Raw genomic sequence first — 12567 nt, 5'->3', positions numbered from 1 at the left:
GCTTTAACTTGATTGTTATTACGAATTATTCGCATTTAATCTTCGATGCACTGCTTTTTCAACAAATTACTCATTCGACAACCAGATTACGACTATGCAAGAACTGCATAATCATGTTATGCAAGGGATTTTTCTTCAGAGAAAAGTGATTTAAGAGTGCCTCTCACCCACTCACACATTGGATCATCGTGAAAGCGCTTATGCCAATATAAATAAACATATTGAAAATCTAGTTGCAGCTCTTTAGGGATTTCTTTGACACATAACCTGTCATCTTTACATGCTGCAAGGGCAAACGGTGTCGGTAGATGAAAAATGATATCAGTGCCAGCGGCAATATTGGGTGCAGAGTTAAAGTTAGATAGCTGCACGGGAACATTTAAACTCTCTTTGCCTTTCAAGTAGCCCAATTCACGAAATTTAGCTTCAAAAGAAATATTCTTCTCACCTTGCAATGATATTTGTCCAAATTGGCTTTGCATAAGGTTTTCAGTCGTTAGCGCTTTATCTGCTAGAGGGTGAGACTTACTCATCAGTAATCTAAAATCACGCTTGGCTAATATCATTCTATGAATATTTTGTTCACCTGTTGGGGGTTCATGCGAAGACATCACAAAATGTATATCACCTGCAATCAATGCATTAAAGTGACGTTTAGGCGTCGTGTCTATACTGACGACCAAGTTAGGCGCTTCACACCTGACTTTCTCAATAAAGGCAGGCATTAACGCATCTATTTGAGGTTGTAGCCCATAAAACTTAACCGTACTTGCTATTGTGTCTGGAGAAAATTGCTGTTTATGCACTAATCGCTCAAGGCTTGTTATCACCTCTGTGAGATCTTCTTTAAGGCTTTCTGCTTTAGGTGTCAACTCATACCCATAATTCGAACGCACAAGTAGTTCATCGTCAAAAAAGCTACGCATTTTTTGCAGCGCACGACTCACAGAAGACTGACTAATATTCAAAGATAAAGCCGTATTAGACACGTGCTTCTCTTCTATCAGTTGCTTCAATATTTGTAACGAATTTAAATCTAGTTGCGTTAAGTTCATCGAATAACCCAAGGTTAATTTGGAATGAATTGTAAACTACATTGACCGAATCCTAAAAGGTAAAGAACAAGTTGGGTGAAGGTCAATGTCTGGTCCTAGCTCAGAAACCTCAGTTATAGTAATTACTTTAAGTCATTTAGGGACAAAAATGAGTTTGCGGAATGTCCGTTTTATAGAGCAGAGCCTGTGACGCTAAATGACTATGACCGTCTGTTGACCTCACAGCTCATTTGAACCATTTGCTATTCGGTTTTTTCTTTGAATTCACAAAGATCTTCAATAATACAGCTGCCGCATTTGGGCTTTCTTGCTGTACACACATATCGGCCATGGAGAATCAACCAGTGGTGGACATCGACTTTAAACTCTTTGGGAACGACCTTCTCCAGCTTTTGCTCTACAGCAACGACATCTTTACCCATTGCGAACTTGGTGCGGTTGGAGACGCGGAAGATATGGGTGTCTACGGCAATAGTTGGCCAGCCAAAAGCGCAGTTTAATACTACGTTTGCGGTTTTTCGGCCCACCCCTGGCAATGCCTCTAAGGCTTCTCGATTTTCAGGGACTTCGGAACCGTGTTTGTCGACAAGAATTTGACACATCTTATAGACGTTATTGGCTTTTGAATTAAATAAACCAATGGTTTTGATATAGTCTCGTAAGCCCTCAAGGCCCAGTTCCAAGATTTGTTCAGGCGTGTTGGCAACAGGAAAAAGCTTGCGAGTGGCTTTATTCACCCCAACATCTGTAGCCTGCGCTGAGAGGGTAACGGCCACGAGTAGCTCAAATGGTGATGAGTACTCTAACTCAGTTTCAGGATGCGGGTTCTCGTCCCGTAGTCGCGTGAGTATTTCTATGCGTTTTTGTTTATTCATAAGATTTACTTGCTAAGCTCAATAACGGTTTTGCTAACAGCGACAGTGACGGTGTCGCTGCGAACCTAGGGCTAATTTAGGTTTGTAACTCGTGCTCTCGGCCCTTTAACTTGCTCAGGAGCTGGCACCGCGTTTTTGGTTTTGATTTGGTGGTCGATGACATTTTTAGCGGCGATAAGCAACCCCAGACCTAAGAAGGCGCCTGGTGGTAAAATTGCAACTAAAAACTGGTGATCAAAAGAGAATACTTCGATACGTAGCACACTTGCCCAGTCACCAAGCAAAAGCTCTGCACCGTCAAATAAGGTACCTTGGCCTAAAAGTTCACGCATGGCGCCGAGCACAAACAATACCAATGCAAAGCCTAAGCCCATCATTAAACCATCCCATACTGACAATAGCGGTGTATTTTTTGAAGCAAAAGCTTCCGCTCGGCCAATGATTGCACAGTTAGTAACAATTAAGGGAATAAATATCCCAAGGGACTGATACAGACCAAAGGTATAAGCATTCATCAGGAGTTGGATCACGGTGACAAACGCTGCAATTATCATAACAAAAACTGGGATCCGAATGTCTTTGGGTACCCAGTTTCTGACAACAGAAACCGTTAAGTTAGAACCGACTAGAACCAACAATGTGGCAATACCAAGCCCGAGTGCGTTAGTCACAGTTGAAGTGACGGCAAGCAGCGGACATAGCCCTAATAGCTGCACTAATGCAGGGTTATTTTTCCATGTACCTTCCAGGTACAGTGATTTGAATTGGCTCACTGTGATACCTCACAAGTATTTTTTGCATCAAATAGGGCGTCAAAGTGTGTTTTGGCGAACCAAGCCGCTTGATTTACTGACGTAACCACAGCTCGAGGGGTAATGGTTGCGCCAGTGAAGGCATCAAACTGACCACCATCTTTTTTCACATTCAAGTGTGGATCAGCTTCACTGGTAACGTTGACACCATTAAAAGTTGTTACCCAGGCAGACTTTGCCAGCTCAACCTTATCACCTAGCCCAGGGGTTTCCTCATGACGTGTTATACGCACACCAGAGATCACACCTGCTCTGTTAACAGCGGTTAGAATATCGATATTACCACTATAGCCTCTTGGCGTGATATGCCGTACCAGCAACGCTGAAGGCGCACCATCAAGTCTAGCGCGATAAATTGTATGCGGCCCTTGCGGCCCTAATTCTGGAGCGTTGCTGGTGGTGCAATCAAGATAAAGCGTATTGTCATATTGATCTTTGTCAATCACTTGCGAAAGTAACTGCATAAGGTGTTGCTGTTCTTGATTTGCTATTTTATCTTTGGTGATGTCGTTGATCAGTGCTACTGCGCCTGTGGTTGCCAACGCAAATGCAGCTAAGATCAAACCGTTTTTCTGCATCGATTGAATTATCATGAATCTGCTCCGTGGCCATAGGTACGTGGTTGAGTATAATGATCAATCAGTGGCACAGCCATATTCATTATCACGACGGCAAAAGCAACTGCGTCTGGATAACCACCAAATTGACGGATCACATAAACAGTTAAGCCAATCGCTGCGCCATAAATTAAGCGCCCAAGGTTAGTTGTTGAGGCTGAAACAGGATCGGTTGCAATAAAAAATGCGCCTAGCATAGTTGCACCGCTAAACAGGTGGAAGAGAGTACCGGGTTCTGATTGTGGTGCAATAATATAGCCAACCCCGCTGGCAAGGCCAAGGCTAACGATAAAAGATACTGGGATGTGCCAATTGATCACTTTGGCCTTTAAAAGATAAAGCCCACCAAGTAAAAAGGCGAAGTTAACATATTGCCAGCCCAACCCTGCGATTTCACCAAAACCGATGTAGCTCATTGCTTCTGTTACCGTATACCCTTGCGACACAGAAGTTTTTACCGAATCTAGCGGTGTGGCACTGGTCGCGCCATCAATGACGCTTGTGCTCCACTTATCTAAAGTCACGCCTTGAGAAGTTGCTTCAGTGAATATCATCGCAAACTGATCAGCCAAGCTTAGTGTTTGGGTTGTTATTTCTTGAATCGGAGACCAAGAGGTCATTTGTACAGGAAAAGAAATTAGCAATAGTACGTAGGCAGCCATGGCTGGGTTAAATAGGTTAAACCCGAGTCCACCGTATAATTGTTTTACGATGGCGATAGCAAAGAATGCACCTATTACTGTTACCCACCAAGGTGCCAGTGGTGGTACGCTGATGGCAAGTAGTAGTGCTGTCAGCCAAGCGCTACCATCACTCAAACTTGGCCATATTTCACGGCCTCTTAGTTTCAGTACGGCAGCCTCGGTAAGACTCACAGTAATTAGGGCTAACGCTAGCTGGATTAATACGCCAAAACCAAAAAAGTAGGTTTGCACTAGGATCCCAGGAATACAGGCAGCCATAACCGTCATCATAATTTTGCTGACTGACTTGTGGCTATGGTTATGCGGGGATGAAGCCATGGTTAATTTCATGACGGTTCATTTCCTTCTTGTTCTTTGGCTTGCTTTTTCGCTTTTGCTTTTGCAATTGCGGCTTTAACTGCGGCTTTTTTACGGGCCTCGGGAGTTTGGGTATCAAGCTGCGCCTGCTCTGTGTCCGTGCTTTGTTGCTCCTCTAACGGTTCAACTGTGCTGTCGTTTGCTTCTTCAGCTTGTTTAGCAGCTTTTTTCGCTTTAGCACGGGCAATGGCGGCGTCCACAGCGGCTTTACGAGGGTCAGCTACGTCACCAGTACTTTGCACAGCCTCGCTCTGCTCAGCTGTGTTGTCGCTTGCTTCTTCAGCTTGTTTAGCTGCTTTTTTCGCTTTAGCACGGGCAATGGCGGCGGCCACAGCGGCTTTACGAGGGTCAGCTACGTCATCAGTACTTTGCACAGCCTCACTCTGCTCAGCTGTGTTGTCGTTTGCTTCTTCAGCTTGTTTAGCTGCTTTTTTCGCTTTAGCACGGGCAATGGCGGCGGCCACAGCGGCTTTACGAGGGTCAGCTACGTCATCAGTACTTTGCACAGCCTCGCTCTGCTCAGTTGTGTCGTTTGCTTCTTCAGCTTGTTTAGCTGCTTTTTTCGCTTTAGCACGGGCAATGGCGGCGGCCACAGCGGCTTTACGAAGGTCAGCTACGTCATCAGTACTTTGCACAGCCTCGCTCGGTTCAAGCGTCTTGTCGTTTGTGTCTTCTGCCTGTTTAGCAGCTTTTTTCGCTTTAGCACGGGCAATGGCGGCGGCCACAGCGGCTTTACGAGGGTCAGCTACGTCATCAGTACTTTGCACAGCCTCGCTCGGTTCAAGCGTCTTGTCGTTTGTGTCTTCTGCCTGTTTAGCGGCTTTTTTCGCTTTAGCACGTGCAATGGCGGAGGCCACAGCGGCTTTACGAGGGTCAGCTACGTCACCAGTACTTTGCACATCCTCGCTCGGTTCAGCTGTGTTGTCGTTTGCGTCTTCTGCTTGTTTAGCTGCTTTTTTCGCTTTAGCACGGGCAATGGCGGCGGCCACAGCGGTCTTTTTGTCTTCAGGTGCTTGATCAGAAGAAACCTGTTCTTGAGCGGCTGCTTTTTTCGCTTTGGCACGAGCGATAGCGGCGGCTACAGCATCCTTTTGGTCAATACTACTTACTTGCTCGGTTTTCGCTTCTTTATATTTACGTGCCTGTGCTTTACGTTTCTCTCGCTCCTGCATGATAGCGCTGTTATCAGGCTCAAGTTCGCCGTTTTCCCCACGTTTGGCTTTAGCACGCGCTATGGCAGCTTGTACTGCAGACTTGTCTGATTGTTTATCTTTTACACGAGCCAGTGCTTCTTGCACTTTCTCTTGCTCTGCTGCTTTTGCTGGTGAGCTGGGTGAGCGGCGTTTATGTTTATTCTGTCGCTCTTCTTGTTCTCGCTCTAGTCGCGCTTTTCTAGCTTCAAAGCGCTCTTTAGCACGCTCAGCTTTAACCTGCTCAAGTTTTTGTTCGCGAATATCAGCTTTCGCTACTCGGTAATATTGCACCAAGGGGATTTCGCTTGGACAAACGTAAGAGCAAGCTCCGCATTCAATACAATCAAACAGGTTATACTCTTCTAACTTTTCATATTCTTTACCTTTGGCAAACCATTGTAGTTGCTGAGGTAGCAGGCTCTGCGGGCAGGCATCGGCACAAGCACTGCAACGAATACAAGCTTTTTCTTCCCCAGGAATGGCCAACTCTTTATTGTCTGGTGCAAGAATACAGTTTGTTGTTTTTACGACAGGGATCCTAACCGAGGGGAGGGTAAAGCCCATCATGGGACCGCCCATAACTACACGTTGTGCGTCAACAGGAGAGAAGCCTTGTGAGTCTAGAAGATGTTTTATTTCTGTTCCGAGTAAAGCCCAGACATTATTTGGCTGGTTGATAGTATTGCCTGTGACAGTAACAACACGCTCAATTAAAGGTTTCCCTTCAAAAACGGCTTGCCAAATAGCAAATAGTGTCCCTACATTCTGCACCAGTACCCCTATATCAGCTGGGATCCCTGTACTTGGCACTTCTTTTGATGTGAGTAGTTTTACCAGCTGTTTTTCACCGCCAGATGGATACTTTGTTGGAATGCTACGAACTAAAATATCCTGATTGTGCTTCGCTGCGGCTGATACGGCTGCAATGGCTTCAGGTTTATTATCTTCAATACCAAATAATATTTTTTGAGGCTTTAGGATCTGTTGTAAAACCTCTATCCCTGACACAATTTGTTGCGCATGGTCACGCATCAGGCGATCGTCAGCGGTAATATAAGGCTCACACTCAACACCATTAATAACCAAAAACTCGATTGGCTTGGGGCTATCGGCTTTTACATAGGTTGGAAAGCCTGCACCGCCCATTCCTGCAATACCGGCTTGGTGAATTATTTCAATAAGCTGGGCGTTATCGAGAGAGGAAATATCACGGATAGGTGTTAATTCTATCCATTTATCCGCACCGTCTGGACGTAAAATAATACTTAATTCAGGTATAGCTGAAGGGTGCGCAGATGGCATCGGCGTAATGGCTTCAACCACGCCCGACGTCGGCGCATGAACCGGCAAAGACCAATTGGTGCCTGGAGCAGTTAGCGCTTGTCCTTTTAATACGTGATCACCGACATTTACCAGCAAGCTGCCATTTGCCCCTATATGTTGCTTTAATGGCAAAATGAGTTTTTCAGGCAGGGGCAAGCGCGAAATAGGGTGTTGGTTAGATTGCGCTTTTTGCTCTGGTGGATGAATGCCGCCTGGGAACTGCCACAGTTTTCCGCTTTCTATTTGTTCAAGTAATGTTTCCACTTAAACCTCTTAATCAATCTGTGTCACAGGAATGGCATCAAGTTGCCACTTCCACGTTTGTTTGGTCTGTTCAACCGGTACCATGTCGATACAATCTACTGGGCAGGGTTCAACACACAGATCACACCCTGTGCACTCGTCAATTAGTACTGTGTGCATTTGCCTTGTTGCACCAACGATTGCATCGACAGGGCAGGCCTGAATACACTTGGTGCAGCCAATACATTCATCTTCGCGAATATATGCTACTTTCTTAACCGGTTCAGCTTCTTCGCCACCGGCCAGTGGTTTAGCTTCGACACCCATTAAGTCTGCAAGTTTCTTGACGGTTGCCTCGCCGCCTGGAGGACATTTATTCACCTCATCGCCATTCGCAATCGCCTCAGCATAGGGGCGACACCCTGGATAACCGCATTGTCCACATTGTGTTTGCGGTAAAATCGCATCGATTTGTTCTACAATTGGGTTGCTTTCAACTCTATATTTTACCGCGGCGTAGCCCAGCACGATCCCAAATACCAATGCTAGCGCCCCTAGCGCAAGTAATGCATACATTAACGTCATATTTTAAAACTTAACTAATCCAGAGAATCCCATAAATGCAAGAGACATCAAACCTGCGGTGATCATCGCAATAGATGCGCCCTTAAATGGACTTGGTACGTCAGCCACCGCTAAACGTTCACGTAAAGCGGCAAATAATACTAACACCATAGAGAAACCAACCGCCGCACCAAAGCCATACACTGCTGATTCCAAAAAGGTATGATCTCGTTTGATGTTGAGTAAGGCAACACCAAGCACGGCACAGTTTGTGGTGATAAGAGGTAAGAAGATCCCGAGTAAACGGTACAAAGTTGGGCTAGTTTTTCTCACAACCATTTCAGTAAACTGCACCACTACGGCGATAACAAGAATAAAACTCATGGTTCTTAAAAAAGTTAAATCGAGCGGTAGCAAAATATATTGATTTACAAGGTAGCTGGTAACTGAGGCAAGTGTAAGCACAAAGGTTGTCGCCAAAGACATACCCACAGCAGTATCTAACTTACCAGAGACCCCCATAAATGGGCACAATCCCAAAAATTGAACTAAAACGAAGTTATTCACTAGCACGGTGCCAATGAGCAACAAAATGTACTCGGTCATTCTTGCCTCTATAACTTACTCACGATTCATAGCTTTTTGCACTATGATATTGCCGTGATAGTTAATCATAAAAAGAACCAGCTTGATGTAATACCAATGAGTCTTAATACTTGCTCAATTTGAAGGAGTAAATCTGACGCTAATTGCGTTAAAAGTTTCTTATCTAAAACAACTAAATAAGAAGTTTTTCTCGCCTCAAAATAGTCACTTAATCAAGCGAATTGGTATAAGTGCAGACTCTGTTAGTGTTTTAGGTATATTCCTTAGAACAATACCATCTCTACTCAATATCATTACTGTGTTTATCGCTGCCAGTTCGCACTACAGCACCATATCTTAGTCTATTGCCACCCTTGGGTTTAGCTGGTTTACCAAAGCTGTGGTAAGACCTAGTTTTAAAAAGTGTAGCTAAAAGTTAAAAGCTATTAAAATCATGGTGTTATTTTCTGCACTTGCTGACAATCCAGTATTAAACACATTGCTTTATCTTCCATGTTTATCTTGTTGATTTAAAAACATGCGAGGATAAATTGAAATGATAATCCTTGCCAATAATAACACAGAATGTATCTGCTTTGGCAAATTGTCGCTCATTAGAGGGGAGGGCAAATGTTGCCCTCATAATTTGAAGACAGTAGAGTCTAAATTTCTTTTGGCTTTTCTATATAATAGCCTTGCACACCATCGAGACACAATGTTTCAACAATATGCTTTTCTTCTTGACTTTCAATACCTTCCGCGAACACATTAACACCAATTCGGTGGGCAAGATCGACCATCAGGCGCATAAAGTATTGGTTGTTTTTATCTTCTTCAAGTCCTCGAGTATAGCTAGCATCCATTTTTATATAATCAGGTTTCAAGTCTCTGAAGAATTTAAATGATGTCAAACCGACACCAAAGCGTTCGACTGTGATCCGAGCGCCTGCTCGATGTACCATATCAATGAAGCGCTTACTGGCTTTGATATTTTGTTGCAAACCAAATTCACTGACCTCAAATACCAATTTGGAAGCAAGATTTGTTTCTTTAAGGAGACGACGCTCTAACCAGATCACAAATTGATCGTTATGGGCGCTTGATGCCGTTACATTGATACCAAAGTATTTTTCATTGAAGTTTCGGGTCTTTATCGTTTCCAAAGAGGTATCAATGATCAACTGATCAATCTCGATAGCCATTTCTAGTTTTTCTGCCATGGCAAGAAAGGAGGCCGTCGGTAGCATTTGACCTTCCTCCGTTTTAAAGCGAGATTGTATTTCAGCATAAGCTTTTGAATTTTTGCCAATTGGCATAATGTTCTGCATCATCAAACTGACACGTTTGCTGGCTATTACATCACGGATCACACGGCGCCAGTTTTGGTTGCCAAATCCAGCGCTAACATTATTCACCAGATCCGACTCTCGTTGTATATGCCACGCGTTGGCTTGCTTGCTTTGTGCCATACTCATGGCGTTATCAACAACAGACAGAAGTTCACCTAATGGTTTACCGTTTTCGTATGGAACAATTCCTGTATTTGCAACCGAAGACAGTTCTTGATTTTGTTGGAATTGAGTGAATCGTGATTGTAACGTGTCGCCAAACTCTTCTGCTTCTTTACTTGGCACATTGGGTAAGATAACGGCAAAGTCAGAGCTATTTAGTCGAAAGACTTGGCTGCCAGCATAAGTACCAGTGACATGCTTGATAATATCCGAGACTGACTTAATGTATTCATCGCCTTTTTGATAGCCACGAGTTTGGTTTATGACTTGTAATTCGGAGCAGCGTATCATTGCTAACGATCCAAACGCTTTTTTGGATGAAGACTCTATATATTGCTCATAATACTCAACAAACATGTTACGGTTACCAAGCTCTGTAACCACATCTTTATAAGCTTCTTGCTTGATTGAATGTGCTGCATTTTTGATGTCTTCTTGTTTCGACTTTAAAAAGCTCGCCAGACGCTTAAAAGAAGGGGTTAGCTCTTGGCCAAGTTCTGCTACTTTGCCATCATTAAAATCAAACTCTATGTTGTCAGTGGCTTGGTTTTGCGTGATATATGAGTCAACAGCACTCGCTACAGTCATACTGACATTACGGTTGAGCTTTTTGTACACACCTTGCATGAAAAAGACAGGAATAAAAGCAAGCAAAGCTGAAATAACGAGAAGCAGCAAAAGTGCTTGTTGCAATAACTGCGCCTGGCTCTGTGCATTTATTAAAAACTCAATCTTAATGTCTTTACTATCATTGACTGCAAATTGTGGACGGATCGCATTGATGTAGGTTTCTATAAAGTCAGCAACGAAAGGAAGGTTCGTCGGTGTATTAACTTGTAGAACGGTATTACCATCAAAATCTCGTACAATGAAGGTTGAAAATACCTCGCCGCTGTTTAGAGCCTGGTTAATGTGCTCTGGTGTTACTTCTGATAGCTTTTTGTCTTTTATGTATTCTGTCACCATAGCATGTGCACTTTGTTGTGCTTTACTAATTGCTGAGTCGAAACTAGTGGCGAAAAAAAAGCTACTAATCAAAGAGAGTAATAACCATGAGGTGACTTGGAGTATGATGAGTTTTCTAAAACCAGCCATAGTACGCTTCTTAAAGAGGATTATTCTGATAGTATCGGGTGTAGTGCCAAATTCTTTATCAAATTCATCAATTTAATTATATATTTTTGATGTGTTTAGAGAGTTATTGTTATATAAGATAAAGCACTGAAAATAATGATTGTAGGGTAGTGTAATTAGGCAGAAAAGTCTAATAATTTCTTGGAAGTGGCTCCCCCTCCCCGACTCGAACGGGGGACCTGCGGATTAACAGTCCGTCGCTCTAACCAACTGAGCTAAGGGGGAATCTTAAGTAGATAATTATTGTATGGCTCCCCCTCCCCGACTCGAACGGGGGACCTGCGGATTAACAGTCCGTCGCTCTAACCAACTGAGCTAAGGGGGAAATACAATACAGACTAACCAAGTTTAATTTGGCTCCCCCTCCCCGACTCGAACGGGGGACCTGCGGATTAACAGTCCGTCGCTCTAACCAACTGAGCTAAGGGGGAATAGTCAAAAATGCGAGAAATTGGCTCCCCCTCCCCGACTCGAACGGGGGACCTGCGGATTAACAGTCCGTCGCTCTAACCAACTGAGCTAAGGGGGAAGCGTGTCTCTCAACGGGGCGAAATATTAATGACGACATTGCAAGGTGTCAACTACTAAAATCACAGAAACGTAAAAAACTCTATTAAGCGATGAATTTATGCACTATTTGAGGTCTTTTTGTGACTTTATGACATTGCAGTGTACAAATTTGCGCTATGAGTTTAACGCTATTAGCAGTGAAACTGTTAAATTATCACGCGCCCGTATTTTAGCTCTTCCTATCTATTAGGTCATTTCTTGTTCTGTGACTTCAATTTTACGATAGAATTTATGAGTGAAGAAAATTAACATATCTCAATGGTGTTGTATGTATATACAGTGTTGAGTGGGGTTTTATGTATTTTTTGAGCGTTTTGCTTGAATAATACGCTTAACAGCTTATTTTATGATGTTTACTTACGATCTGTGGTTTGTAGTCAGGAAGCCAAAGTTGTGATCATAATAATCTATGTGAGGCTCGGTATTGGCCAGGTAATGAATGCAACCATATGTAGTTTGTTATCCCCACCTTGTGAGATTAAAAATCAAAGGGTTACATTTAATCCTATAAAAAACAATGTTTTGTATGGATTTCCCTTCAAGTTTTTGCTGAATATTCAATAATGTTGAGTCAAGGTTAGTATAGAGATCCAATTTGATCCAGTTACGATTCTAAATGCGATCATTTGGGGGGGTGGTAGGATCGCATTTTGGATAGGCTGGATGCCTTTATTCTATTGGCTTGGCGAGACTTATCCACGGAATCTGTGGATAACATTGTTTATTATTATTTGAGAAGTATTGCAAGACTATGAAATTAGGGCGCTATAGAGGTTGCAAGTAAATTTTGAAAAATATTTAATGTTTTAAATATCAACGGGTTATATTTATTTGGAAGTTTTTGTTTATTTGTTGTTCAGTATGAAGCTTTTATGAACTTTCAAGCCATAGGGCTGTGCAAAAAACATGCTGCTTTAGCGCTGGTATTGTAACTTTTTTGTCAAAACTAGTGGATTCGTAATTCTTAGCAAGAAACATCACTCCCTTAATATTTATTTAGGTTTTAATGGCAAATATTCGCTAT

General features: G+C 43.1%; 9 protein-coding genes and 4 tRNA genes. All 13 read right to left on the bottom strand.

From position 1 onward, the window contains the following. Positions 1 to 116 precede the first annotated feature (116 nt). On the bottom strand, positions 117 to 1055 hold the full coding sequence (locus J8Z24_RS13495; RefSeq protein WP_252094847.1) for a LysR family transcriptional regulator: 939 nt from the start codon (positions 1053 to 1055) through the stop codon (positions 117 to 119). Between the two features lie 242 nt (positions 1056 to 1297). Next, entirely contained in the window at positions 1298 to 1930 is a 633-nt protein-coding gene (gene nth / locus J8Z24_RS13490) for an endonuclease III (protein WP_252094841.1), read from the bottom strand. Between the two features lie 71 nt (positions 1931 to 2001). Further along, positions 2002 to 2703 (bottom strand): electron transport complex subunit E, encoded by a 702-nt coding sequence (locus J8Z24_RS13485; protein ID WP_125251567.1) that lies wholly within the window; start codon positions 2701 to 2703, stop codon positions 2002 to 2004. After that, positions 2700 to 3335 carry an electron transport complex subunit RsxG gene (gene rsxG, locus J8Z24_RS13480; RefSeq protein WP_125251568.1) on the bottom strand — a complete coding sequence of 212 codons (636 nt, stop codon included), beginning with the start codon at positions 3333 to 3335 and terminating at the stop codon, positions 2700 to 2702. Before rsxG ends, J8Z24_RS13485 begins: the two co-directional genes overlap by 4 nt. Continuing rightward, the gene (gene rsxD / locus J8Z24_RS13475; RefSeq protein ID WP_252094840.1) at positions 3332 to 4393 is read right to left on the bottom strand and encodes an electron transport complex subunit RsxD; all 1062 of its coding nucleotides are present in this window, start codon (positions 4391 to 4393) and stop codon (positions 3332 to 3334) included. Before rsxD ends, rsxG begins: the two co-directional genes overlap by 4 nt. Continuing rightward, complete coding sequence (gene rsxC / locus J8Z24_RS13470; protein WP_252094839.1) at positions 4390 to 7200, bottom strand: electron transport complex subunit RsxC; 2811 nt, start codon at positions 7198 to 7200, stop codon at positions 4390 to 4392. The genes rsxD and rsxC overlap by 4 nt, the downstream gene beginning before the upstream one ends. Before the next feature lie 9 nt (positions 7201 to 7209). After that, the gene (rsxB, locus tag J8Z24_RS13465) at positions 7210 to 7764 is read right to left on the bottom strand and encodes an electron transport complex subunit RsxB (RefSeq protein WP_252094838.1); all 555 of its coding nucleotides are present in this window, start codon (positions 7762 to 7764) and stop codon (positions 7210 to 7212) included. 3 nt (positions 7765 to 7767) lie between these two features. Continuing rightward, positions 7768 to 8349 (bottom strand): electron transport complex subunit RsxA, encoded by a 582-nt coding sequence (gene rsxA / locus J8Z24_RS13460; protein WP_128730139.1) that lies wholly within the window; start codon positions 8347 to 8349, stop codon positions 7768 to 7770. A 641-nt stretch (positions 8350 to 8990) separates the two neighbouring features. Further along, on the bottom strand, positions 8991 to 10934 hold the full coding sequence (locus tag J8Z24_RS13455) for an EAL domain-containing protein (protein WP_252094836.1): 1944 nt from the start codon (positions 10932 to 10934) through the stop codon (positions 8991 to 8993). Positions 10935 to 11121: 187 nt separating this feature from the next. After that, a tRNA-Asn gene (locus tag J8Z24_RS13450) sits at positions 11122 to 11198 on the bottom strand. Between the two features lie 23 nt (positions 11199 to 11221). Further along, positions 11222 to 11298 (bottom strand) — tRNA-Asn (locus J8Z24_RS13445). A 29-nt stretch (positions 11299 to 11327) separates the two neighbouring features. Next, a tRNA-Asn gene (locus J8Z24_RS13440) sits at positions 11328 to 11404 on the bottom strand. Positions 11405 to 11425: 21 nt separating this feature from the next. Beyond that, a tRNA-Asn gene (locus J8Z24_RS13435) sits at positions 11426 to 11502 on the bottom strand. Positions 11503 to 12567: the final 1065 nt, after the last annotated feature.

This window comes from Pseudoalteromonas sp. SCSIO 43201, assembly GCF_023716725.1.
Classification (GTDB): domain Bacteria; phylum Pseudomonadota; class Gammaproteobacteria; order Enterobacterales; family Alteromonadaceae; genus Pseudoalteromonas; species Pseudoalteromonas peptidolytica.
The sequence above is the reverse complement of the archived record's forward strand: the minus strand, read 5'-3'. Positions and strand labels throughout refer to the sequence as shown.